Source organism: Phycisphaeraceae bacterium, from assembly GCA_019636735.1.
Classification (GTDB): Bacteria; Planctomycetota; Phycisphaerae; order Phycisphaerales; family SM1A02; genus VGXK01.
Genome location: JAHBWY010000006.1, coordinates 206389 through 230863 on the forward strand (window position 1 = coordinate 206389; position 24475 = coordinate 230863).

19 protein-coding genes and 1 tRNA gene are annotated in these 24475 nt (G+C 65.7%); 15 read left to right on the top strand and 5 right to left on the bottom strand.

The genetic code is table 11. The annotated features are described in order from the left end of the window. Positions 1 to 34: 34 nt before the first annotated feature. The 9 genes from rpoC (at position 35) to KF724_10260 (ending at position 12285) form a co-directional block, all read left to right on the top strand. Positions 35 to 4684, top strand: a complete 4650-nt coding sequence (gene rpoC, locus KF724_10220; protein MBX3356055.1) for a DNA-directed RNA polymerase subunit beta' — start codon at positions 35 to 37, stop codon at positions 4682 to 4684. A gap of 13 nt (positions 4685 to 4697) precedes the next feature. Beyond that, positions 4698 to 5171, top strand: a complete 474-nt coding sequence (locus KF724_10225; protein MBX3356056.1) for a YkgJ family cysteine cluster protein — start codon at positions 4698 to 4700, stop codon at positions 5169 to 5171. Continuing rightward, complete coding sequence (locus tag KF724_10230; protein MBX3356057.1) at positions 5168 to 5776, top strand: hypothetical protein; 609 nt, start codon at positions 5168 to 5170, stop codon at positions 5774 to 5776. Before KF724_10225 ends, KF724_10230 begins: the two co-directional genes overlap by 4 nt. A 13-nt stretch (positions 5777 to 5789) precedes the next feature. After that, a complete protein-coding gene (locus tag KF724_10235) occupies positions 5790 to 6353 on the top strand; it encodes a DUF4190 domain-containing protein (protein MBX3356058.1) in 564 nt (187 codons plus the stop codon). A gap of 15 nt (positions 6354 to 6368) precedes the next feature. Beyond that, positions 6369 to 8000, top strand: a complete 1632-nt coding sequence (gene rimO, locus KF724_10240; protein ID MBX3356059.1) for a 30S ribosomal protein S12 methylthiotransferase RimO — start codon at positions 6369 to 6371, stop codon at positions 7998 to 8000. Between the two features lies 1 nt (position 8001). After that, a complete protein-coding gene (locus KF724_10245; protein MBX3356060.1) occupies positions 8002 to 8742 on the top strand; it encodes a hypothetical protein in 741 nt (246 codons plus the stop codon). Then, entirely contained in the window at positions 8742 to 9257 is a 516-nt protein-coding gene (locus tag KF724_10250; GenBank protein ID MBX3356061.1) for a hypothetical protein, read from the top strand. The genes KF724_10245 and KF724_10250 overlap by 1 nt, the downstream gene beginning before the upstream one ends. 73 nt (positions 9258 to 9330) lie before the next feature. Further along, positions 9331 to 11139 carry a translation elongation factor 4 gene (lepA, locus tag KF724_10255; protein MBX3356062.1) on the top strand — a complete coding sequence of 603 codons (1809 nt, stop codon included), beginning with the start codon at positions 9331 to 9333 and terminating at the stop codon, positions 11137 to 11139. Positions 11140 to 11556: 417 nt separating this feature from the next. Continuing rightward, positions 11557 to 12285: an OmpH family outer membrane protein gene (locus KF724_10260; protein ID MBX3356063.1), complete on the top strand. Its 729-nt coding sequence runs from the start codon at positions 11557 to 11559 to the stop codon at positions 12283 to 12285. Between the two features lie 53 nt (positions 12286 to 12338). On the opposite strand, the gene lipB is transcribed toward KF724_10260, so the two are convergent. Beyond that, positions 12339 to 13007, bottom strand: a complete 669-nt coding sequence (gene lipB, locus KF724_10265) for a lipoyl(octanoyl) transferase LipB (protein MBX3356064.1) — start codon at positions 13005 to 13007, stop codon at positions 12339 to 12341. Positions 13008 to 13096: 89 nt separating this feature from the next. Here lipB and lpxA point away from each other — a divergent pair, with 89 nt between their 5' ends. The 5 genes from lpxA (at position 13097) to KF724_10290 (ending at position 19371) form a co-directional block, all read left to right on the top strand. Next, positions 13097 to 13990, top strand: a complete 894-nt coding sequence (lpxA, locus tag KF724_10270) for an acyl-ACP--UDP-N-acetylglucosamine O-acyltransferase (GenBank protein MBX3356065.1) — start codon at positions 13097 to 13099, stop codon at positions 13988 to 13990. A 50-nt stretch (positions 13991 to 14040) separates the two neighbouring features. After that, positions 14041 to 14820, top strand: a complete 780-nt coding sequence (locus KF724_10275) for an MBL fold metallo-hydrolase (protein ID MBX3356066.1) — start codon at positions 14041 to 14043, stop codon at positions 14818 to 14820. After that, positions 14817 to 16751 (top strand): hypothetical protein, encoded by a 1935-nt coding sequence (locus tag KF724_10280; GenBank protein MBX3356067.1) that lies wholly within the window; start codon positions 14817 to 14819, stop codon positions 16749 to 16751. Before KF724_10275 ends, KF724_10280 begins: the two co-directional genes overlap by 4 nt. Positions 16752 to 16836: 85 nt before the next feature. Beyond that, on the top strand, positions 16837 to 17436 hold the full coding sequence (rpsD, locus tag KF724_10285; GenBank protein ID MBX3356068.1) for a 30S ribosomal protein S4: 600 nt from the start codon (positions 16837 to 16839) through the stop codon (positions 17434 to 17436). A gap of 36 nt (positions 17437 to 17472) precedes the next feature. After that, entirely contained in the window at positions 17473 to 19371 is a 1899-nt protein-coding gene (locus KF724_10290; protein ID MBX3356069.1) for a hypothetical protein, read from the top strand. A gap of 93 nt (positions 19372 to 19464) precedes the next feature. Here KF724_10290 and KF724_10295 read toward each other — a convergent pair whose 3' ends face one another. The 4 genes from KF724_10295 to KF724_10310 all read right to left on the bottom strand — a co-directional run bounded on the left by KF724_10295 (position 19465) and on the right by KF724_10310 (position 24258). Then, positions 19465 to 19908: a hypothetical protein gene (locus KF724_10295; protein MBX3356070.1), complete on the bottom strand. Its 444-nt coding sequence runs from the start codon at positions 19906 to 19908 to the stop codon at positions 19465 to 19467. A 92-nt stretch (positions 19909 to 20000) separates the two neighbouring features. Next, a complete protein-coding gene (gene ileS, locus KF724_10300; GenBank protein ID MBX3356071.1) occupies positions 20001 to 22850 on the bottom strand; it encodes an isoleucine--tRNA ligase in 2850 nt (949 codons plus the stop codon). Between the two features lie 83 nt (positions 22851 to 22933). Then, a complete protein-coding gene (locus KF724_10305; GenBank protein MBX3356072.1) occupies positions 22934 to 23113 on the bottom strand; it encodes a hypothetical protein in 180 nt (59 codons plus the stop codon). Then, positions 23110 to 24258 carry a ZIP family metal transporter gene (locus KF724_10310; GenBank protein ID MBX3356073.1) on the bottom strand — a complete coding sequence of 383 codons (1149 nt, stop codon included), beginning with the start codon at positions 24256 to 24258 and terminating at the stop codon, positions 23110 to 23112. Before KF724_10310 ends, KF724_10305 begins: the two co-directional genes overlap by 4 nt. 103 nt (positions 24259 to 24361) lie before the next feature. Between KF724_10310 and KF724_10315 the strand changes: the two genes are divergently transcribed. After that, positions 24362 to 24434 (top strand) — tRNA-Ala (locus KF724_10315). Positions 24435 to 24475: the final 41 nt, after the last annotated feature.

Here is a 24475-nt window from a genome sequence, read left to right on the forward strand (position 1 = left end):
AGAGATGACTTTGGACAACCGCAACGCCAATTCGATGTCCGACAGCGTGTACGACCGAGTCAACGACTACGGCAGCGTCAAGATCACGCTTGCCAGTCCGAATGACATCCGATCGTGGTCATTCGGTGAGGTGAAGAAGCCCGAGACCATCAACTACCGCACCTACCGCCCGGAGCGCGACGGTCTCTTCTGCGAACGCATCTTCGGCCCCGAGCGCGACTATGAGTGCGGCTGCGGCAAGTACAAGGGAACGAAGTACAAGGGCATCATCTGCGATCGCTGCGGAGTGAAGGTGACCCACAGCCGCGTGCGCCGCAAGCGCATGGGCCACATCAACCTCGCCGCGCCGGTCGTGCACATCTGGTTCTTCAAGGCGATGCCGAGCCGTCTCGGCAACCTTCTCGCGATGAAGACGAGCGACCTCGAGAAGGTCGTCTACTTCCAGGATTATGTCGTCACCGATCCGGGCGACACCGACCTCAAGTACCAGGAGGTGCTCGAGGAGGCGGAGTACCAGGTCGCCCGCGAGAAGTACGGCAACGCCTTCACCGCCATGATGGGCGCAGAGGCGGTGCGCGAACTCCTGAATCGCCTCGACCTCGATGACCTTGAGATCGAGATCCGTCAGGACCTCTCCGAGACCAAGAGCAAGCAGAAGCAGAAGGAACTCGCGAAGCGCCTGAAGATCGTCACCCAGATCCGCGGCTCGGAGAACAACCCGGCGTGGATGGTGCTCGATGTCGTGCCGGTCATTCCGCCCGATCTCCGGCCGCTGGTGCTGCTCGAGAGCGGCAACTTCGCGACCAGTGATCTCAACGACCTCTATCGCCGCATCATCAACCGGAACAACCGCCTCAAGAAGCTGATGGACCTCAACGCCCCCGAGGTCATCATCCGCAACGAGAAGCGCATGCTCCAGCAGGCGGTCGATGCCCTCTTCGACAACGGCCGCTGCCGACGCCCCGTGCTCGGCTCGAGCAACCGCCCGCTCAAGTCGATCACCGACATGATCAAGGGCAAGCAGGGCCGCTTCCGTGAGAACCTGCTCGGCAAGCGCGTCGACTACTCGGCCCGCTCCGTCATCGTCGTCGGTCCCGAACTGAAGCTCCACCAGTGCGGTCTGCCCAAGAAGATCGCGCTTGAGCTCTACCAGCCCTTCATCATCAAGAAGCTGAAGGAGCATGGTCTCGCCGACACCATCAAGGCCGCCAAGCGCATGCTCGAGCGGCGCGATCCTCATGTGTGGGACATCCTCGAGCAGGTCATCCGCAACCATCCGGTGCTCCTGAATCGCGCGCCCACGCTTCACCGCATGGGCATCCAGGCGTTCGAGCCGGTGCTGGTCGAAGGCAACGCCATCAAGATCCATCCGCTCGTCTGCACCGCGTACAACGCCGACTTCGACGGCGACCAGATGGCCGTGCACCTGCCGCTTTCGGTCGAGGCGCAGACCGAAGCGCATGTGCTCATGATGAGCGTGCACAACATCTTCTCCCCCGCGAACGGCAATCCGATTGTCTCGCCGTCGCAGGACATCGTCATGGGCGTCTACTTCCTCACCGTGGGGCCCGATGACGCTCCCGATGAGAAGAAGGATCCCGAGCGCTACGCCAAGTGGCGCGGCAAGCTCCGCCGCTTCCGCCATGTCCACGAGGCGTTCATGGCGCAGGAACTCGGCACCGTCGGCATCCATGATTGGATCGATGTGCGGGCCGAGCGCTTCTCCGAGGTCGTCAACTCGCAGACGGGCCGTCCCGAGCCGATGCCTGAGAGTCGGCGGCTCGTCACCACCGTCGGCCGCCTCCACTTCAGCGAGATCCTGCCCGACGGCATGCCCTTCTACAACTGCGCCCTCGGCAAGAAGGGCGCGGCGCGCGTCATCGACGACACCTTTGCTCGCAAGGGCAAGGCGGCCACCATTGAGCTCTTGGATCGGATGAAGGAGACGGGCTTCCGCTTCTCGACGATCAGCGGCCTCTCCTTCGGCATCACCGACCTCCGCATTCCCGAGGACAAGGAGAAGCTCATCGAGGCAGCGCGCAAGCAGGTCAAGAAGGCGCATCGCAGCTACGACACCGGCGCCATCACCGATGGCGAGCGGCGCAACCAGGTGCTCGAAGCGTGGTCGAAGTGCCGCGCCGACATCTCCGACCGGCTCATGGAGACGCTGAAGCACGACTGGCGCGATGCGAAGTCCGGCCGCGAGGTGCCCATTCCGACTCCGGACACCGCTCCGGCCTCGGCGCGGCGCTACCTCAACCCCGTCTATCTCTTCGCCGACTCGGGCGCTCGAGGCAACAAGAGCCAGATGCAGCAGCTCGCCGGTCTTCGCGGCCTCATGGCGAAGCCGTCAGGCGAGATCATCGAAACGCCGATCAATTCGAACTTCCGCGAAGGCCTCAGCGTGCTTGAGTACTTCACCAGCACGCACGGAACCCGCAAGGGTCTCGCCGACACCGCGCTCAAGACGGCCGACTCGGGCTACCTGACGCGCAAGCTCTGCGATGTGGCTCAGAGCGTGGTTGTCACTGAGCGTGACTGCGGCACGCGCCAGGGCATCACCAAGCGCGCCATCTACAAGGGCGAGGACATCGATGTCCCGCTCCGCGAGGTGATCCGCGGGCGCACCGCGCGTCAGGCCATCATCGATCCCCGTACCGATCGCGTCATCGTCAAGGAGAACGAGGTCATCGACGACTCGGTGGCGCGGCAGATCGAGGCGCTCGGCATCGACACGGTGCAGGTGCGCAGCCCGCTCAAGTGCGAAACGGCCCGCGGCATCTGCGCCTACTGCTACGGCATGGATCTCGCGGCCGGCAAGCTCGTCGAGGAAGGCATGGCCGTCGGCATCATCGCCGCGCAGTCGATCGGCGAGCCCGGCACGCAGCTCACGATGCGCACCTTCCACACGGGCGGCATCGCCTTCAGCTCGGTGGCCGACACGACCTACCTGGCGCAGAACAACGGCTCGGTGGAGCTGCGCGACTGCAACGAGGTCGAGGTCGAGACCGACGGCGTGAAGCTCCTCACCGCGCTCAAGAAGACCGGCGAAATCGCCGTGCGCGACGACAAGGGTCGCGAGGTCGAGAAGTTCAAGGTCCCCTACGGCGCCATCTTCGAAGTGCGCAGCGGCGACAAGGTCAAGAAGGGCCAGCAGCTCATGCGCTGGGATCCGCACCGCACGCCGATTCTCGCCGAGAAGAGCGGCATCGTGCAGTTCAAGGATCTCGACGAAGGTGAGACCGTCAAGGTGGAGACGAAGGGGTCCGTGCGCGAGCGCATCGTGACCGAGCACACCGGCGATCTGCATCCGCAGATCAAGGTGGTCGATCCCGTCAGCGGCGTCGTCCTCGACTTCCACAACATCCCCGCGAAGGCGCGTCTCGAGGTGGAGGATGGCCAGCAGGTCCGGGCCGGCCAGATGCTCGCCCACACGCCGAAGGAAGCGCAGCGCTCCGCCGACATCGTCGGTGGTCTCCCGCGCGTCACCGAGATCTTCGAGGCCCGCACGCCGCGCGACCCCGCCGTGCTCGCCAAGATCTCAGGCCGCGTCGAACTGCTGCCTGAGCGTCGCAAGGGCAAGATGACCATTCGCGTCACGCCGCCATCGGGTGACGCCGACGCCGAGGAGCATCATGTCCCGCAGGGCAAGCACCTCCGCGTGCACACAGGCGACCATGTGCAGGCGGGTGATCCCCTCTGCGAAGGTCCGGCGATTCCCGCGGACATTCTCCAGATCAAGGGCGAAGAGGCGCTCCACGCCTACATGCTCGAGGAGATCCAGAATGTCTATCGCGCTCAGGGCGTGCCGATCTCTGACAAGCACATCGAGGTGATCCTCCGCCAGATGCTCGGCAAGGTGCGCATCAGCGACCAGGGTGACACCGATGCGCTGCCGCTCGATGTCGCCGACAAGTTCGCGATCGTGCGCAAGAACGAGGAGCTCAAGGATCGACTGGTCGTCGAGGACAGCGGCGAAACCGCCCTCCAGAAGGGCCGGATCTACACGCGCGACGAGGTCAAGGAGGCCAACGCGGTCGCCGAGTCCAACGGCAAGAAGCCCTGCAAGACGCGCAAGCCGAAGCCGGCTCGCTACCGCACGCTTCTCCTCGGCATCACGAAGGCGTCGCTCCAGGCCGAGAGCTTCCTCTCGGGCGCAAGCTTCCAGGAGACGACCAAGGTCCTCACCGAGGCGGCACTCAAGGGCGCCGTCGACACGCTCCAGGGCCTGAAGGAGAATGTGCTTCTCGGCCACCTGATCCCCGCGGGCACGGGCTTCGGCCAGTACCCGAAGATCAAGGTCAAGCCGCTGGTGGAGCTGCCCGCCCTCGACGAAGCGACCGAGGCCGCCATGCGAGCCGACGCCGCGAGTCGCGCCGAGAATCTCGGTGCCGAGCGCATCGGCATGGGCACCACGGTCGCCGACATGGTCGCCGCCCAGAGCGTGACCTCCAGTGCCTCTCACTCCTCCGATGGTGGAGTCGGAGTGGCCATGGAAACGCTCGGTGGAGATGGCGAGGACTTCTCGCTGCCCCATGACAGCGATGAGGGCGACGATGGTGATGACTCCGAGTCTGAGGAGCGTTCAGGATCGTTCGTCGATGCGGACGATGCGGACGATGCGGGCGATGCGGACATCGGTGACTCCGACTCCGAAGAGGACGACTCCGAGGAGAACGCATGATCCTCGGCGACTCGTGAGCGGCGGCGAGCCCTGGTATCGCGACGGTCTTCGATTCGCCTGTACGCAGTGCGGCAATTGCTGCACCGGCGCTCCGGGTGCCGTCTGGTTCGACGACGCCGAGGGCGCCGCGATGGCCGAGGCGCTCGGTCTCGATCTGACGACCTTCCTCGAGCGATACGCGCGCCAAGTCGGTTCGCGTCGCTCCCTTGGAGAGCGCGAGACGGAGCATGGCTTCGACTGCATTCTGCTCGATCGCGACTCCTCCCCCGGTCGAGCGCTATGCCGTGTGTACAGGGCGCGCCCGTCCCAGTGCCGCACATGGCCCTTCTGGGAGCAGAACTTGAAGACACGCCGGCACTGGGAAGATGCCAAGCGACGCGTGCCCTGCCCGGGCATGGACGCGCCCGAAGGTCGACTTCACCCGCTGGTTGAGATTCGCGTCCTGCGCGAGCGCGATGTCGAGCGCTCGCAGGAGACCCCGTGGTGAGCGATTCAGCGGCGCCTTCGCCCGGCGGCGCAGCGCACGATGCCGAGGCCACCTTCGCGGAGCTTCGAGAGCGATGGCAGCGTGCCGCCGCCGACCCCGATGTGGACGCGGAGATCGTGGCGATCTACGCCGAAGCGGAGCGCGAGATCGAGGAGCGGCGTCCCATCTGCCTCGCGAGCGGTCACTGCTGCCACTTTGATCGCTACGGCCATGATCTCTTCGTGACCGCCCTCGAAGTGGCGTGGTTCATGCGGTACACGGGCGGCTCACACCCGGCGATGCGCGTTGCAGCGACCGAGCGCGAAGATCCGCGCTCCAGCGCCGGAAGTGGCGCGATGGCGACGCGGGTTGAGGTCAATCTTCCGCTCCTTGAAGAGGAGACGGGCAGGCGGTGCCCATGGCTCGTTGGTCGCCTTTGCGGAGCCAGGCATGCGCGGCCCCTCGGCTGCCGGACCTTCTTCTGCGATCACCGCGCCGAGGCATGGTCCAATCCCCTCCATGAGCGCCTCCACGCACGCTTTCGGGACCTCCACGACCGCGTGGGCGTTCCATATCGATATGGCGAGTGGATCCGTATGCTGAATGCGTTCCGTCCGAATACCTAAGAACCCGCTGACGATGACACCGGACTCTGGCACCTACACGCTGAAGCGAGGCAACGACTCCTTCGGACCCTACACGGCCTCTGAAGTCGCGGCCTATCTCTCGTCGGGCAACATCGTCGCGGCGGACACGCTCTTTGATCACGAGACGCAGGCGTGGATCACGGCCGGCGCGCTCGTCGCCCGTTTCAAGGGCAACACGATTCCACATGAAGGCGCCTCGCCCGGGTCGGGAGGCGGCGCTTCCTCGGCGTCTGACGCGGCGTGGTCGCCACCGGCGGTGACCATCGCCGCCCAAGGTGCTCCTTCGAGCGGGGCGCCCCCGCTCCACCGCGGTCCCCCCTCGGCTTTGGGCGCTCCCGACCGATCAGGCCAGGCGATCGCCGCCTTCGTGCTGGGCATCCTCTCGGTGACCGGTTGCGGTCTGGTGACAGGGGTGATTGCCATCATCCTTGGATACGGCGCTCGCGACGACGTCAAACAGGGCACGCTCGCCAAAGTCGGTATGGTGCTCGGGATCGCTGGGACCGCCCTCTCCGTGCTCGGTGGGGCCTGCTTCTTCCTTGGCGCTATCCTCTGACCGGCCCCCATTCCCATGCCGCGCGCCAAAGCCTCCAAGCATGCCGAGGGCTTCACCCCAGGCACCGTTGCGTTCGTCAGCCTGGGATGCCCGAAGAACCTGGTTGACAGCGAGAAGATGCTCGCCACGCTGCGCGACTCTGGGCTGCGCCTCGTCAGCGAGCACGATGGCGCCGGCGCCATCGTCATCAATACCTGCGGCTTTCTCGACGCGAGCCGGGAGGAGTCGCTCGAGGTCATTCACGAAGCGATCGAGCGCAAGACGAAGGGGCGCGTCGGGCGCGTGGTGGTGGCGGGCTGCCTGGTGCAGCGTCACCGCGTGAAGATGCTCGAGTGGGCCCCCGGCATCGATGCGATGATCGGCGTCTTCGACCGCGACCGCGTGGTCGAGGCCGTGCTCGGTGAGGCACCGGAGCGCACACACCCGGGAGACACTCCCCTCCCCCGCTTCTGGATTGCGGCGAATGCGCTTCAGGCGGCGGCGGAGCGCGGCCGATCAGTCGTCGGGCTCACGGTGAACGGCGCCGACGGCAACGGCATCGGCTACTTCGAGGATGACTCCAATCGCTTCCGCCTCACGCCGCGCCACTGGGCCTATCTGCGCGTGAGCGAAGGGTGCAATCAGCGCTGCGCGTTCTGCACCATTCCCTCGATTCGCGGGAAGATGCGCTCGAAGCCAGTGGACGCCATCCTGCGGGAAGCGCGCGAGCTCTTTTCCCAGGGGTGCGTTGAACTCAACCTCATCGGGCAGGACACGACCAGCTACGGGCATGACATCGGCGATCGCGGGGGTCTGGTCGGCTTGCTTGAAGCGCTCGACCGCGAGGCGGCTTCACACGGCGGCGCCTGGATCCGCCTGATGTACGCCTATCCGAGCAAGTTCACCGACGAGATGATTGACGCATTCGCGCGGCTGCCGAACTTGCTTCCCTACATCGATATGCCGCTCCAGCACGCGAGCGATCGCATGCTCACGGCGATGCGGCGGCAGACCACCGCGCGGGCCCAGCGCGCCCTGCTCGAGAAGCTTCGAGCTCGCGTCCCGGGCATGGCCGTTCGGACGACCTTCATCACGGGCTTCCCCGGCGAGCGTGAAGAGGATCACCGGGAACTCCTCGACTTCGTGCGCGAGATGCGCTTCGAAATGATGGGCGTCTTCCGCTACTCACGCGAGGATCACACCCCTGCGGGCACGATGGACGAAGACCCCGGCCTGCATGTGCCCGATGAGATCAAGGCGCAGCGCGAGGAGGAGCTCATGCTCGCGCAGCAGGAGATCGCCTTCGACCGTGCGCGCACCCAGGCGGAGTCACGCCACCAGGTGGAGGTTCTCATCGATGCCGCCGCGCCGGGCCGCAGCAGGGCGCGGCGCACCAGCGGCGTCAGTCGAGGCGGCGAGCTCTACCAGGGGCGAACGGCCTTCCAGGCCCCCACGATCGACTCGGTGACCTGGGTCATGAGCGCGGAGCCGCGCTCACCCGGAGAGATTGTCCGGTGCACCATCGTCGACGCCGACGGGTATGACCTCGTGGCCCAACCAAGTGAGGATCTCGACCGCAGCGTGTCGCTGCCCCTTCTCGGCAACCGCGCCGGAGGGAAGTCGAGGGGGCGATCCGGGGGAGGGCGCAAGAAGTCTGAGGATGAATGACATGTCCCGCGTGAACCGACCCCTTCGATCATCACCTTCGCCTCGGCACCTCGCGGCGTCGCTCTTCGCCGGAGGCCTCTGCCTCGCCCTCGCGGCCTGCGCCAGCGAGCTTGAGAAAACCACGAGCAATCCGACGCTTGCGGCTCGCTATGACTCGGCACCACTCACCATCGACCCGACCAAGCCCGTCGAAGTGCTGGGCTGGTGGTCCAACGGCCGTCAGCTACTGCAACTCTCCGATGACGGCGCCTATCGCCTCTGGGCCGGAACGAATCGCTTCGATGCTCCCCTGCAGACCGGTCGCTGGTCGAGGCTGCACTACGCAGCGGTCGAACTCATTCCTTACGGCACGCGAACACCGGAGCGGACTCGCTGTGATCTTGAACCGGCGGGAAGCGAGATCAGGTTGTTGGTTCCCGACCTCAATCCGATGGTTCGATTCGAGCAGCCTCCACCGGCGATGGAGGATCGCCTCGTCGGGACCTGGCGCGGCGCGGGTGGCACGCTCGATCTCGGGCCCGATGGCCGCTATCGCGCCACCGCGCCGGCATCAGAGAGCAGCGGGCGCCCCGTGGCTCTTGCGGGTCATGGCGGGCGCTGGCTCGTCGACAGCGGCAATCTCATGCTCGTCCCCGATTCGCCGAGCGTCTCCATGGTGATCCTCGCCATTGAGCCGGTGGGACTGGAAGACCTTCGTCTCCGCGCGGGCGATGGCCGGTACACCCGCATCACTTCACCCTGATGGCGCGAGGCCCAGGGATCAAACTCAAGGGGCGTGAGAAAGACCGGGTGCTCTCGGAGTACATGGAACTGCTGCCATCGCATCACCCAACGGCGGCGAAACTCCCCGGGGCGGCCTCGATCTCGATCGTCCTCGTGTCGCTGTCGGCCGTGCCGCTTCTCATCATTGGTGCGGCGAATTGGTTCGGCCTTGGGCACGCGGTGCAATTCTCAGCCATGGCGATTGGGGTCGTGGGACTCCTGGTGGTCACCATCCTCCTCTCGACGGGGTTGGTTGGTCCGCGCCGACGGCTCTGGTGGGCGGCGATGCGCAAGTGCGGCCACGATGTCTGCGTGATCTGCGGCTATCTGCTCGAAGGTCGAAAGCCGGGATCGGACCGCTGCCCCGAGTGTGGGACACTCGACGCGGAGCAACCACTGCCGTTGGGCGAGCGAAAGGGGGAAGCATCTTGGCCTCGATTCGAAGTCGCTGCTCCGGAGGAGCCGACTGCTCCCGAGCCGAGTTCCCGCGAGTGAGGCGACTCCACTCGCTCGTCTCCCTCGCCGCTCCCCCTATCATGCTCACCCCCGCCGTCGCGGGTCTCACGCCGTGCAGGTCCGCAACTTCTCCATCATCGCCCACATCGACCACGGGAAGAGCACGCTCGCCGATCGCCTGCTCCAGGCGACGAAGGCCGTCTCCGCCCGCGAGGCTCGCGATCAGCTTCTTGACTCGATGGACCTTGAGCGGGAGCGTGGCATCACGATCAAGGCGAGCGCGGTCACTGTCCACCACACTTACAACGGTGAAGATTTCCAGCTCAACTTCATCGACACGCCGGGGCATGTCGACTTCGCCTACGAGGTGAGCCGAGCGCTCACCGCCTGCGAAGGTGCGGTGCTGGTCGTCGATTCGACGCAGGGCGTGCAGGCCCAGACCGTGGCCAACGCCTATCTCGCCGTCGCACATGACCTCGAGCTGATTCCCGTCATCAACAAGATCGATCTGCCCGCCGCCGACCCTGACACGGTGGCCATGGAGGTGGAGCAGGTCCTCGGTTTGAAGGCGGAAGATTGCCTGCTCGTCTCGGCAAAGACCGGCCAGGGCATTCAGGAGTTGCTCGACCGCATCTGCCATCGATTGCCACCGCCCCGACCGGCACAGACCGACAAGCTGAGGGCGCTCATCTTTGACTCGGTCTATGACGACTACCGCGGCGTGGTGATCTATGTGCGCGTCTTCGACGGCAAGCTGCGCGTGGGTGACAAGATCCGAATGATGGGCACCGGCCGGACCTTCACGGTCTCGGAGCTTGGGCGCAACACGCCCTTTCCGCAGAAGGTCAAGGAGTTGGGCTGGGCGGAGGTGGGTTACCTCTCGGCGAGCATCAAGAGCCTTGGCGATGTGCGCGTGGGCGACACGGTCACCCTTGAAGCGCAGCCCGCCGAGACGGCGCTTCCCGGCTACGAAGAGCCGAAGCAGATGGTCTTCTGCGACTTCTACCCGAGCTCGAGTGGCGCCGAGGGTGGCAAGAAGGGCGACTTCGAAGCGCTGCGCGAGGCAATCGAGAAGCTGCACCTGAACGATGCCAGCTTCACCTACGAGGTGCAGCACTCCGAGGCGCTCGGCTTCGGCTTCCGCTGCGGATTCCTCGGGCTGCTGCACATGGACATCATCCAGGAGCGCCTCGAGCGCGAAGGTGGAGTCGATGTCGTGCAGACCGCACCGACCGTGAGCTATCAGGTGGTCAAGACCGACGGGACGGAGATTGAGATTCACAATCCCGCCGATCTCCCCGACGGCAGCGTCATTCATGCCATCCGCGAGCCGATCGTGAAGTTGGAGATCATCTGCCCCACGGAGAACATCGGCGATCTGATGAAGCTCTGCGACGCCCGCCGCGGCATCTTCAAGACCCAGAAGTTCGTCAGCGACGGTCGCCAGATCCTCGACTACGAGATGCCGCTCGCGGAGATCATCTACGACTTCTACGACAAGCTGAAGTCGGTGACGCGCGGCTACGGCACCATGGACTACGAGCTGATCGGCTTCCGAGAGGACCGGCTGGCCAAGGTCTCCATCCTCGTCAATGGCGAGCCGGTCGAGGCGCTCTCGCTCATCTGCCACCGCGACAACGCCGAGCAGCGCAGCCGAGTGATCCTCCAGAAGCTGAAGGGGCAGATCGACCGTCACCAGTTCGAGATCCCGCTTCAAGCGGCAATCGGCGGCAAGATCATCGCCCGCGAGACGATCAAGGCCGTCCGCAAGAATGTCACCGCGAAATGCTACGGCGGCGACATCACGCGAAAGAGGAAGCTCCTTGAGAAGCAGAAGGAAGGCAAGAAGCGCATGAAGCAGATCGGCTCCGTGTCGATCCCGCAGGAGGCGTTCATGGCCATCCTTGACCAAGGCGAGTGACGCTTGCCGACCGCAATCTGATGCTCCCCCCGGGGTGTCGCGCGAAGTGACTGGTCGGGCTCCCAACTCGTGGAAGCGCACGGCGAGCCGTCGCCCGCACCGCCCGCTCTGCCCGCTCTGCCCTCCGCGCCCACCTCGCCCACCCCGCATCGTCATGCCTCGTCTTTGGATTCGACTGCGTTCCTGCATGGTGATGCCACCTCTTGGAAACCCTCGTCGACCCTGCATCGTGATGGCACACCTTGGGAAGCGTCGGTCACCCTGCATCGTGATGCGACCTCTTGGGAACCGTCGGCGCCCCCCCACTGCAATGCCACATTTGGGGAACCGGCGTCGACCCTTCGACGCGATGACGCCGATCCCGACCTGCCGGTTTCCTCGCCTCGCGATCGGCCCGCGGGCGACTACGCTTCCCTCATGAGTCACCGCGTGCGCTTCGTCAATCATGGTCTTCTCGTTCTTGTCGTCCTTCTCGGCGTGGCGGTCCTCTCGCAGGATCGCCCCGGCTCGCGCGCCGATGCCGAGGCGAACCAGCGCGATGACCTCGGTCCCACCGACGGCCTGATCCTCCGAGGCACCAAGGGCGACCTGAGAGTGCGCGACGCCGAGGGGCGCCTCGCCTGGGGCGATCGCCCCACCGATCGGGTGACGAGCATCGCCTTCGTGCATGTCGACCGCATCATGACCCTGCTGATGGATGCCCCGCGCCTCAGTGACGAGCGGAAGGCACTCGAAGATCGCGAGCGCTCGAAGATGGAGGAATTCCAGGCGAAGCGCGATGAGTTCATCCGCCAGTACGGGCGGGTGAATCCCGACCACCCCGACTTCGAGCGGGCCAGCGAAGCGTGGCGCGTGCTGCGCGAATCGCTCGATCAGTGGCAGCAGGAGATGAGCAAGGACAACGAGCGCCTCCTGAAGGAGCAGATCGATGTGTCGTGGAAGGAGATCCTCTCGGCCATCGATGTCGTTGCAGAGCGCAAGGGCGTGGACATCGTGCTCCGCTTCGTGCCGACCGCGGAGCCCTTCGTGGCTGAAGATCCGACCGGCGGCATCTCGCAGCTTCTTGGCCGCACCGTCCTGAAGATGCCCGAGACGCTCGACCTCACCTCCGATGTGATGAGGCAACTCAACTTGCGCGACGAGTGACCGACGCTCTCTCCGCGCTGAGCGTGATCATCGGGCGCCCCGCGCCGCGCCCTTCAGTGGGAGGGCGTTCGCGCCTGCTGAAGGTGCCGCTCGAGGTGATTGACCAGCGAGTTCTTGACCACGGTCATCGGCGGTGGCGTGCCGCCCTTCGCTTCGACTTCGCGCCGAAGGCTTGTCACCGGGCGCCCGTGCAGCCCGCACGGCACGATCAGTTCAAACGACGCGAGATCGGGGTCGACATTGAGTGCGAGCCCGTGCGTGGTCACCCAGCGGCTCACCCGGACGCCCATCGCACAGATCTTGCGTGAGCCGACCCACACGCCCGTCGCGCTCGGGTCGCGGTCACCCTCCACTCCGAGGTCGGCGATGAGATCGATCACGACCTGCTCAAGAAGCCGCATGTAGGGGTGGATTCGAAGGCGAAGGCGATCGAGCGCGAGAATCGGATAGGCCACGAGTTGCCCGGGCCCATGCCAGGTGATGTCACCGCCGCGATCACTCTCTTCGACTTCGACACCGAGCGCCGCCAATCGGTCTGGCGCGGCGACCAGGTGTGACCGCGACTCGCTTCGGCGCCCGAGCGTGATCACGGGCGGGTCGTGCTCGACCAGCAGCACTTCGCCCATCACCGTCATGTCGGCGAGCACGCGGGCATGGGCTTCACGCTGGAGCGCGAGCGCCTCCCGATAGCGCATCCTGCCGAGGTCGGTCACGCGGAGCATCGACCTTGGAGCGTAGGTTCACAACGGAGACATGTCCGGGCGAATCGGAATCACCACCGCGGCTTGCGCGTTGCCCTAGACTCCGCGGCGTGGCCAAGATTCACCCGAGCGCCGTCATCCACGGCGATGTGCAGCTTGCCGATGATGTCGTCATCGGCCCCAACTGCGTCCTCTTCGGTCCAATCTCGCTCGGGGCGGGCACGCACCTCATCGCCGGGGCCTATCTCCACGGTCCTCTCCAGATGGGCGAGAACAATGCCCTCTATCCCGGCGTGGCCATTGGATTCGCGCCGCAGGACCTCGGCTTCGACCGGAGCCAGCCTGGAAGCGGATGCGTCATCGGCTCGGGCAACACCTTTCGCGAACATGTGACGATCCATCGCGGAAAGACGGCGCACCCGACGCGCGTGGGCAATGACAACTACTGGATGGCGTGCAGCCATGCGGGCCACGACGCGGTCGTCGGCAATCGCTGCATCTTCGCCAACAGCACGCTGCTCGCCGGGCATGTCGAGATCGCCGACCGAGTGATCACCGGGGGCAACACGGCCATCCACCAGTTCGTGCGGCTCGGCCGAGGGGTCTTCATGTCGGGAGGCGTGTCGCTGTCGCTTGATGCGCCACCCTTTGTGATGGTGACGGGGACGAACATCGGCGGGAGCCTGAACATCATTGGCATGCGGCGCTCGGGCATGCCGCCCGAGGAGATCGACGCCGCGCGCTGGTGCTATCGAACGGCCATCCGCAACAACCTGCCGCGAGCCAATGCTCTGGCCAAGCTGCGTGAGCGTGCGGGAATCCCGATCGTTGATGAGTACATCCGCTTCATCGAGAGCGCCAAGCGGCCGTTGATTCACTCGACCGGGCGCGCGGTTCGAGGAACTCACGCAGCGGCATCGAGCGACTCGGCCTCGGCGCGACAGGACGCCGCCGGCGCGGATGGAGCTCCTGCGGCTCCGGAATGGGATGGCGCCGACGAATGAGTCCGCGGCTCTGTGTCCTCGGATCGGGTAGCGGCGGCAACGGGTCGTGGGTGTCGTTGCCATCGCACGAGGGGACGCTTGAGTGCTTCATCGACGCCGGACTTTCACCAAAGCAGACGGGCGAGCGACTTCGCCTTCGCAATCTGCTGCCGATCAAGCCGCGGGTGCTCATCCTGACGCACGCCGACAGCGATCATTGGCGCCCGACATGGGCACCGCATGTGGAGCGCCTGCACATCAGAGTGTTGGCTCGGCGCGAGCATCATGCGGCACTCCTCGAGGCGGGCATGCCCCAGCGCCACCTTGAGGTGCTGCCGACGGGAACAGCCATGGAACTCGCTCCGGGCGTCACGCTGCACGCCCTGCCGACCCCGCATGATGAGCACGGTTCGACAGCGCTGCGCTTCGAGAGTTCGGCTGGACGCTTCGCCTGGCTCACCGACCTTGGCCGCGCCGAGCCCGAGGTCATCGACTTCGCCAAGGACTGTGAAGTCGTGGGCATTGAGAGCAACTACTGCCCCGACATGCAGATGGCGAGTCGCCGTCCGCTCTTTCTCAAGCAGCGCATCATGGGCGGCAGGGGGCATCTCTCGAACGAGCAGTGCCTCTCCGCAGTCGAGGCGATGGTGGCGTGTCGGCAGACGGTTCAACCCCACCGCTTCGTGCTCCTCCATCTCTCGCGGGATTGCAACAGCCCTTCGCGGATTCGGGACCTGTGGCGCCAGCGTGTTCCGGGACTGCTTGACCATGTGGTCATCACCTCGCAAACGATCCCAACGCCGGTCATGTCGATGGCCTCCCCCGCCCGCTACGATTGCATCGTTCCATGAGTGATCGACTCACCCACGAGTGCGGCCTGGCGCTGGTCCGCCTGCGGCATCCGATCTCGTGGTACGCACGGGAACTGGGCGACCCCCTGTGGGGACTTCGACGCCTCTTCCTGCTGATGGAGAAGCAGCACAACCGTGGGCAGGATGGCGCCGGCGTCGCGTGCGTGAAGCTCGACATGCCACCGGGCGACTCTTTCATGGAGCGCTCGCGCACGGCGAAGCGCAACGCCATCGAGCGTCTCTTCGATGAAGCGATGCGCCCCTTCGACCGGCTCGGCCGCGCTGGTCTGGCCCACCTCGACGAGACTGACCTGAAGCAACACTTCCCGATGCTGGGCGAGACGATGCTCGGTCACCTGCGCTATGGCACGCACAGTGGGAACTCGACCGAGACCTGCCATCCCTACATCCGGCGCCACTCGGTCGCCTCGCGCAATGTCGCCGTGGCGGGCAACTTCAACCTGACGAACGCGCGCGAGATCTTCCGGCAACTGGTCGACTACGGACTCGCGCCGGTGGGTGAGACGGACACTGGTGTCGTGCTCGAGAAGGTCGGATGGTCCATTGATCGCGAGCACGAGAAGCTCCGTCTTCACATGGGCCCGGGTTCGATCATGAATCTCGAAGGTCGCGTGCTGGCCGAGGCGATCGGCCGTGAGCTCGACCTGACCGAGGTCCTCCGCCGCGCGACGGAGACCTTCGACGGCGCGTGGGTTCTGGCGGGACTGCTCGGGCATGGCGATGCCTTCGTCTGCCGCGACCCGGCGGGCATCCGTCCCGTCTACTGGGTCCAGACCGAAACGGCGGTGGCGGTCGCCAGCGAGCGAGCGGCGATCTCGACCGTCTTCGACCTCGATCCCTCCGCCATCGAGCCGATTCCGCCGGCACACGCCCTCATCATGAAGGCCGACGGCCGCATCGAGTGCCGCGCCTACACCGAGGCGACGCCGCAGCGCTCCTGCACCTTCGAGCGCATCTACTTCAGCCGCGGCAACGATCGCGATATCTACCGCGAGCGAAAGGCCCTCGGTCGCAATCTCGCCGATGGCGTGCTCCGCGCCATCGATCACCGCCTCGATCAAGCCGTCCTCGGCTTCATTCCGAACACCTCGGAGACGGCGTACCTCGGCCTTGTGCAGGAGCTCGAACAGCGCTGGCGCTCGGAGTGCATCTCGAAGATCACCCAGCTTCAGGCCAGTGGCGAAGCGACCCCCGACGCTCTCGCTCGCCTGCTCCGCGGCGGCCCGCGATTTGAGAAGGTGGCCCACAAGGATCAGCGCCTGCGCACCTTCATCACCCATGACGAAGCGCGGCGCGATCTCGTGAGCCATGTCTACGACATCACGCGCGGCACGGTCGGACCCGATGACGCCCTGGTGGTCGTCGACGACTCGATCGTGCGCGGAACGACGCTGCGCGAATCGATCATCACCATGCTCGCGCGGCTCAACCCAGCGAAGATCGTCGTGGCCAGTTCCGCGCCGCCCATCAAGTACCCCGATTGCTACGGCATCGACATGGCGCGCCTCGGCAACTTCATCGCCTTCGAAGCCGCCATCGAGGTCATTCGCGAGCGGGGTGAGGAGGCGCTCCTCGAGGAAGTCGAGGATCGCTGCACCGCCCAGGTCGAATTGCCTCCAGATCGACTCCAGAACTGGGTGCGGTTGATCTACGACCATGTGGGCGACGAGGCCCTCTCCGCCAAGGTGGCCCAGCTCGTTCGCTCGCCAACCCTCGAGTGGCGCGGCGAGATCGCGGTCGTCTACCAGAGCGTGGAGGGGCTCCGATCGGCCATGCCCGAGCACACCGGCGACTGGTATTTCACCGGGGAGTACCCCACCCCCGGAGGCCTCCGGATCCTGAACACGGCCTACCTGCGGTGGCGACGAGCCGATGAGCGACGGGCCTACGAACCCGAGCCAACCGCTTGACGCATCCGGGGGGCTCTGTTCTACTGGCCAATCTTCGCCCCGGAAGGGGCTTGTCGCCCCCGTCGCCCGATTGGCACCCCCTCTTATGGCTCGATACACAGGCCCCAAGGTCAAGCTCTCCCGTCGCGTCGGCGTGCCCGTCGCGGATATCCCCAAGCACACCGCGAAGCGCCAGCTCACCCCTCCCGGGATGCACGGCTTCCGCGGCAAGCGAAGCAAGGCCTACGGCATCCGCAAGGATGAGAAGCAGAAGCTTCGCTACCACTACTCGGTGCTGGAGCGACAGTTCCGGCGCTACATGGGTGAGGCGAGCCGCTCCAAGGGCAACACGGGCGAGGTGCTCATGCAGCTCCTCGAGCGACGGTTGGACAATGTCGTGCGTCGCGCCGGATTCGCTCGCACCATCTGGGCGGCTCGTCAGCTCGTGGCTCACGGCCAGACGCTCGTCAACGGTCACAAGGTCGATCGCCCCAGCTTCAGCGTGAAGCCGGGTGATGTCATCACGCTCAAGCCGAAGATCCACACGCTCATTCGCGAGAACATGGAATCGCTCGCCGGCCACATCGTGCCCGGTTGGATCGAGGTCAATCCGTCGGAACTCTCCGTCCGTGTGGTGGCCGTTCCCACCTCGGATCAGATTCCGTTCGATGTCAACATCAATCTGATCATCGAGTTCTATCGCTGATCGAGAGGCCGCCGCGACGAGCGGCGGTCGGGGCCCATGTTCAAGTTCCTCCGTCAGTACAACAAGTGGATCCTGGTGGTCTTCGGGGGCCTCCTGATGGTCGTCTTCCTGGTGCCCACCACCATCCAGGAGTTCTCCCGCCAGAGCGCGACGCTCGGCGGAACATGGGCGCATCACGGCGGCTCGAAGGTCTCCGAGGGTGAGCGAGTGCGCCTTGCCGGACAGCTTCAGACGCTTGATACGCTCGAGCGCGGCGGTGGCATGCCGATCCTCACGCAGCTTCGCGTGCTGACCGGCCTCGATCCGCGCAATCCGGAACACTGGTTCCTTCTCGTCCGCGAGGCCGAGGCCGCGGGCTTCATCGGAGGCCCCGAGGAGGGCCGCGCGTGGATCCAGGATCAGATCCTGATGAGCGACGGCAGCATCACCGAGGCGGAGATCCTCGGGCGCCTCGCCGGCAACTCACGCCAGACGCCCACGCAGGTGCTCGAAGCGCTTGCGAACGCGCGCGGTGTCGTTCGCCTGCTCAACATGGCGGCCCTGCTGCCGATCTCTGACGCTCGAGCGCGGCTCGCGGCGCTCGAGACGCAGACCAATGCGTCCGCCGATGTTGTCGTCATCGATGCGTCGAAGCCCCTGCCGAACGATGATCCCGCCCCGCCGACGCGCGAGGCGATGGTCGCACACTTCGAGAAGTACCGGGATGTGGCTCCGGGCATCGGCGAACTCGGCTTCGGCTACCTCGTGCCGAACAGGGTTCGGCTTGAGTGGTTCCGTATTCCCGCCGAGAGCGTGCAACTCAGCCTTGAGGGCGATCCTCGCCTGAGCGAGCTTGAGGTCCGCAAGACCTATCTGCGAGACCCCGGCGCGTTCTTCCCTCCGGGCATCGGCGGCGGCTTCCCCAATTTCGACGATGTCGCCGGCGAAGTGCGCGTGAAGGTCACCGATCGCGTCGCCCGCGAACGCATGTCGGAGATCGAGCGATTCGTCGAGGATCAGTTCGCGATGGCGTTGCGCGGCGCCAACCGTCGAGGTGGGTACTTCGACCTCACGGCCGATCTCCGCGCGGCGCAGCCGAGCTTTGACTCGATCGTCAAGGCGGTCTCCGAGCAGTTCCAGATTCCGGTGCCCGAGTACACGGCATCCGAGGAGTGGATCCGTCCGATGGACGCGGCGACCCTGCCGCGCATCGGCGCGGCGACCACCACGCGCTTCGGTCCACGGGCCCGGCGGCTCGGTGAGCTGCTCGAAGTGCTCCGTGAGTTCGGCGGTTCGCCGACGATCGTCGTCCAGGAGGGCGTCGCCGGTCCACCTCTTACCATGCCGTCGCTGACCGGCGCCGTGGGTGATTCGTTCTTCTTCCGCGTGGTCGAGGCGTCACCGGCCCATGCACCGGCGTCGCTCGAAGAGGTCGAAGATGCCGTTCGCAACGACCTTCTGCGGCTTGCTCGCTTCGAGCGCCTGAAGAGCGAGATCCCCGAGATCGAGAAGCTCGCTGTGACCGAGGGGCTTAACGCCGTCGCCGATCGCTTCGGCACCTCGGTGCAGTTCATGCCGCGCATCAGCGAAGGTTCGCCGGTGAACATCCCCGGCCTCGGACAGGATCCGCAGGCGATCAAGGCGATCATGGAGCGGGCTGTGCAGCTCCCCAAGACGACCCCCGTGGCCGATGTACCGGACGCCGATCGAACCTTTGTCGTCTCGGCGCCCACGAAGCTTGCGCTTCTGGCCGTGCGATTGACCTCGCTGCGTCCCCTCTCCGCCGAGGACTTCGAGCAGCTTGCGTCGATGGGCCTCCTTCGGCGGAACATTGCGTCGCGCGTGCCCAACGCGCCGCTGGTTGAACTCTACGGACTCGAGCCGCTGAAGAGCCGACACGACTTCAGACTCGCGCGGCAGGAGACCGACAACGAACCAGGCACCGCGAGCCGCTGAGCATCGCACCGAAAGTCAAGGCTGTTCGAGGAGCTCGCCGCGCGGCTGTCGCGCAAGCCCCAGCCTGCCGGAGCCGAGACGCTCAAGCGCCGATCAGCTCACCTTTGAACCGGGCTTGACGGGCCGCTCAACCGCAAGGATCACGACATCGCGCTCGACCGTCTTGGGATCCGCTCCGGCGGCGGCGCCATCGGCGAGATCGCTCGCGGCGAGCACCATGCCCTGGCTGATCTCACCTCGAATGGTGCGAGGCGCGAGGTTCGCCACGATCACCACCTGTCGGCCGATCAGCGCAGCCGGGTCGTACCACTGCCGGATACCGGCGCAGACCTGACGACCTTCGGGAGTGCCATCATCGAGCCGAAGCTTCAGCAGCTTGTCGGCGTTCGGATGGTGTTCAGCATGCAGGACCGTCGCCACACGAAGATCGATCTTGGCGAAGTGATCGAACGAGATCGTCTCGGGCGCGGTGGCGGCGGCGGTCGCCGGCGCTGCGCCTGCGGCCGAGGGCTGGGGGGGATTCGTGGGGTTGGTCATGGGGACTCCTGAGTGGCGCCGAGAGTGGGCCGCCGGCTCGTGGTGACGGAAGAAGACCGGGCCCGGGACATCCGGGCCGTCGGCCTCTTGATTCAGGTGACGCCGACCGCCTCCGCATCGCGATCGGAGAGCCAGCCGCCATCACCTCGCTGCCTGACGGTGCGATCGCGGCGCCAGCTACGCTCGCAGCGCGGCTCCTGACGAAGGTCGTCGATCTCTGGCCCGCGCTCGTCGGCAGCCGTGCGGTCGAGGGTCACTCGGCTCACTCCGAAGAGGTCCGCAAGCTCCGCAGCAAAGGGCTCGAGCGCTCCGTCGGGGTCGGGAAGCGAGACGCCCGCGTCGAGCGGATTCTCGATGCCCCGAGCCTTCGCCTCTTCAAGCGCCTTCAGGACCTGCGAGCGTCGCGCCATCACGCGCTCCCAACCTGCATCGGCGGTGAAGGAGAGCCCTCGATGCACTTCGAGTTCGAGCCGCGCCGAAGCGTCCTGCCTGAGCGCCTGGAAGGCCTCATTCGCCGTGTGCGGAGTGAACGGTGCAAGCAGGCGACAGAGGACCTCGACGCACTCCCACATGACGCGCTGCGTTCGTCGGCGGCGCGGCGCATCGGGGCGATCGCAATAGAGACGATCCTTCGTCGCCGCGCAGTAGATGGTTGAGAGGGTCTCGTTGCAGAAGTCGAAGATCGCCTGCGACGCGCAGCGGAAGTCGTACTCCCGGAGCCCTCGGCGGACCTCCGCTTCGAGTGCCGCGAGTGCAGCCAGCGCCCAGCCGTCGATGGAGCGAGGCGGAACCTGGGCGAGCGCTGGATCCGCCGCGCCCTGCTGCGCCGCGGCGTGCCGAATCGGTTCGGGCAGGTCACCCAGATTCGAGAGCAGGAATCGAAGCGTGTTGCGGATCTTGCGATAGCTCTCCCCCGAGCGCTTGAAGAACTCGAGATCGGCACGAATGTCGCCGTCGTAGCTGATCCCTCCAAGCCACCAGCGGCAGACATCGGCGCCGTAGTCGCGGAAGAGGTCGTCGAGGGCGATGGCATTGCCTTCGGACTTGCTCATCTTGCGGCCGTTGCGATCGACGATGAAGCCGTGCGTGAGGAGCGTGCGATAGGGCGGCTCCCCCGTCGTTGCGAGTGCCGGCAGCAGGCTCGCCTGGAACCATCCGCGGTGCTGATCGCTGCCTTCGAGATAGAGATCGGAAGGATTGCCGAGACCCCGCGACTCCATCACGGTGAACCAGGTGACGCCCGACTCGAACCAGACATCGAAAATGTCGTGGAGCTTCTCGAGCTTCGAGAGATCAAGGCCCTGCGGCGCCTCGCGATCGCGCGATGCGTCATAGGCCGCCAGAAGCTGCTCCGGCGTCTCCGCGCACCAGGCATCGGAACCCATCGACGCGACGCGAAGCGCGACTGCGCGAACACTCGCGGCGGTCATGAAGATTCGACCGTCGGGCATTCGGAACGCAGGAATCGGAAGTCCCCACGAGCGCTGCCGGCTGATGCACCAGTCGGGTCGGCTTTCGAGCATGCCGCGCAGCCGATTGCGGGACCACTCGGGCAGGAAGTGGATCTTCGCCTCCACCGCTTCAAGCGCCATGGCGCGCAGCGAGCGCTGCCGCGAGGCCGTGGGCATGTCGACGCCGATGAACCACTGCTCGGTGGCCCGGAAGATGACGGGCGTCTTGCTGCGCCAATCGTGCGGATAGCTGTGCAGGAAGGTCTTCGAGTGAACGAGGTGTCCGCTCTCCTCGAGGCGAGCAAGCACCAGCGTGTTCCCCTCCCAGACGCTGCGCCCGCGAAGCCACTCGGGAACGGAGTCGTCGTAGGTTCCATCCGCGCGCACCGGGCAGTAGATCTCAAGCCCCTCGCGCAGGCCCGTGTGATAGTCCTCGCTGCCGTGGCCCGGCGCGGTGTGAACCAACCCCGTGCCGTCCTCGAGGGTCACATGATCCGCTGCGACGATGCGACCGGTGCGATCAATGAAGGGATGGCGATACTCGGCACCGACGAGTGCCGCGCCGTCGCACTCGGCAATCCGCTCGACCGCCTTCGCGTCGACCGCCTTCACCACGGCATCCACGAGATCGGCGGCGACGATCGTCTCCGCGCCATCCATGCGAATGAGGGCGTATCGCGACTTCGCCTGCACCGCGATGGCGAGGTTCGCCGGCAGTGTCCAGGGGGTCGTCGTCCAGATCATGAACGAAGGCGTCGCGTCGAGTTCCACCCCGAAGGCCGACGCCACGCGATCGCGCGACGCCGCCTCGAAGTCGACATAGATCGAGGGATCTTCGCGCTCCTTGTACTCAAGCTCCGCTTCGGCAAGCGCCGTCCGGCTCGCGATCGACCAATGCACTGGCTTGAGCGCTCGGAAGACCAGTCCCTCGTCGATGATGCGCGCGAAGAGTTCGAGTGCCGCCGCCTCGAAAGTGGGCTGCGTGGTCAGATAGGGATTCTCGTAGTCACCGAAGGTGAGCAACCGCTGGAGCTGCGAGCGCTGGAGTTCGACATGCTTCGTGGCGTGCTCCGCGCACTGCCGACGAATGACGAGACGACGCTGCTCCTCGGGCAGCGCCAGGATGCGCTCGAGCTTTCCCTTCTTCTCAAGCTCCGTCACCACCTGGTGCTCGATCGGGAGCCCGTGACAATCCCAACCCGGCACGAAATCGCAGCGAAGACCTTCCATCAGCGCGCTGCGAACCACGATGTCCTTCAGCCCCTTGTTCAGGAGGTGACCCATGTGGATCGCGCCGTTGGCATACGGCGGGCCATCGTGAAAGACGAACGGTCGGGCTGCCGCCCGCGCCTTCTTCACCCGATCGAAGAGGCGCTCCTCCGCCCAGAGCTTGGCCGACTTGGGCTCCTCCTGCGCGAGATTGGCCTTCATCGCGAAGGCTGTCTTCGGGAGGTTCAGCGTGCTGCGGTAATCCTTGCTGGTGTCGGGCATAGCGGGACGCGGATCATAGCCGCCGCCCTGCGAAACCCGCCGCTCGCTCGTTGCATGAGGCCCGCAGGCCACACGACCGCCCGTCACTCCTCGGGTGACTCGCCGGGCTTCACCACTTCATCGAGGTAGCGCTGGAAGTCTCCCATCTTGTAGCTGATGAAGCAGAACGCATGATGGAGCGTGAACCACTCGAGGTCCGTGGGGTCACGCTCGAGGTCATTGCGGAGTCGATTGAGTTCAGCGAGCACGCGTTCAGCCTTCATGGCGCCTCCGTGGTCCACGCCACGATGTGTGGCGGTTCAAATGAAAGTGAGGTCGCCGCGCCATTCAGTTCCGGCGCGGCAGGCGCAGCGGGGCGTGGGTCGATCGGGCGCCGGTGATCGTGGTCATGATCATGGTCGTGGTCATGATCGCAATCGGGGCCATGCACATGGCCAGGTGCGGAGTGATCGTGACCGCAGTACTCCGATTCGAGCAGGCCGATCGCCCATGCGCCGGCAAGCCCGAGGATGAGCGCCGCCGAGAGGCTGCCGCGATCGTGCTGGTGGAACTGAAGTTCGGGGAGGAGATCACTCGAGGCGATGCAGAGGAAGGTGCCCGCGGAGAAGGCGAGCGCCAGGGGCACGATCATGCCCATCGCTCCCGTGCCATCAACTGTGCCCTGCATCAGCAGCAGTGATGCGAACGCGCCAACGGGCACGATCAGGGCAAAGAGAAGGTTGAGCATCATCGCCTTGCGGCGCGCCGCCTGGGGATGCGCCGCTCGGACGAGCGTCAGCAGCGTCATCGAATCAAAGGGCTTGTGCAGCAGGATCACGAGGAAGGTGCCGAGCCCGGCAATCGCAGCGTCATCGTGCACATGTCCGGCGAGAACACTGGCCGCGAGCGCCACACCTTCGAGCACCGAGTGAAGCGTGAGTCCGATCAGCGCCCCACCCCAGTGAAGGGCGCTCACCTGGGCACCATGCCCATGGCCATGGCCGTGACCACCGTGGTGATGGCCATGCCCCCGACCGCGGTCGGCATTGTGCTGGTGCGTGTGCCCCGGTGGCTCCCCGGTGCACGGATCGATCGAGTCGAGGACCTCGCTCTCAGATTCGTGGCGATGAAAGCGAGCGAAGCGCTCGAGCAGGAACATCGCGAGGAATCCCCCCACGAGCGCGATCGTGATCCGATCGAAGTCTCCGTGGCCGAACGAACCACCGGCTCGGGCGTTGATCGAGATGGCCTCGAGCACCGCATGCGGAAGCATGTGAAAGAGCGCCACACCCAGCATGGCACCGGCCACAAAGCTGAGCGCGATCTGGAGGCGCCGATGCGTCAGGCGCAGCAGGCTCGGCAGCGCACCGCCCAACAGCGAAGCGCCGACGATCCCGAGGCAGTACATGGCGAGGAGTGTGGCGGTCACCGAACGGGCGAGGGTAGCCCCCGCCCCCGCGTGACGGCAAGAGCACCCGCGCCCCGGGTCACTGGCCCGCAGGGCCCGGAGCCGCTAGACTCTCCGGCTTCCTGGGGCTGTAGCTCAACTGGGAGAGCGCTTGAATCGCATTCAAGAGGTTGTCGGTTCGATCCCGATCAGCTCCACTTCCGACCCCGCGTCCGACGCGGGGTCTTTGCTTCGCCCC

Excerpts from the sequence above, each read along its gene's own strand:
- lipB (MBX3356064.1), bottom strand. The coding sequence starts at position 13,007 with ATGCTCCGCGTGACCGACCTCGGCAGGATGCGCTATCGGGAGGCGCTC.
- KF724_10280 (MBX3356067.1), top strand. The coding sequence starts at position 14,817 with ATGAGTGATCGACTCACCCACGAGTGCGGCCTGGCGCTGGTCCGCCTG.
- rimO (MBX3356059.1), top strand. The coding sequence starts at position 6,369 with ATGCCGCGCGCCAAAGCCTCCAAGCATGCCGAGGGCTTCACCCCAGGC.
- KF724_10250 (MBX3356061.1), top strand. The coding sequence starts at position 8,742 with ATGGCGCGAGGCCCAGGGATCAAACTCAAGGGGCGTGAGAAAGACCGG.
- rpoC (MBX3356055.1), top strand. The coding sequence starts at position 35 with ATGTCCGACAGCGTGTACGACCGAGTCAACGACTACGGCAGCGTCAAG.
- ileS (MBX3356071.1), bottom strand. The coding sequence starts at position 22,850 with ATGCCCGACACCAGCAAGGATTACCGCAGCACGCTGAACCTCCCGAAG.
- KF724_10290 (MBX3356069.1), top strand. The coding sequence starts at position 17,473 with ATGTTCAAGTTCCTCCGTCAGTACAACAAGTGGATCCTGGTGGTCTTC.
- KF724_10305 (MBX3356072.1), bottom strand. The coding sequence starts at position 23,113 with ATGAAGGCTGAACGCGTGCTCGCTGAACTCAATCGACTCCGCAATGAC.
- KF724_10245 (MBX3356060.1), top strand. The coding sequence starts at position 8,002 with ATGTCCCGCGTGAACCGACCCCTTCGATCATCACCTTCGCCTCGGCAC.
- KF724_10235 (MBX3356058.1), top strand. The coding sequence starts at position 5,790 with ATGACACCGGACTCTGGCACCTACACGCTGAAGCGAGGCAACGACTCC.
- rpsD (MBX3356068.1), top strand. The coding sequence starts at position 16,837 with ATGGCTCGATACACAGGCCCCAAGGTCAAGCTCTCCCGTCGCGTCGGC.
- KF724_10295 (MBX3356070.1), bottom strand. The coding sequence starts at position 19,908 with ATGACCAACCCCACGAATCCCCCCCAGCCCTCGGCCGCAGGCGCAGCG.
- KF724_10260 (MBX3356063.1), top strand. The coding sequence starts at position 11,557 with ATGAGTCACCGCGTGCGCTTCGTCAATCATGGTCTTCTCGTTCTTGTC.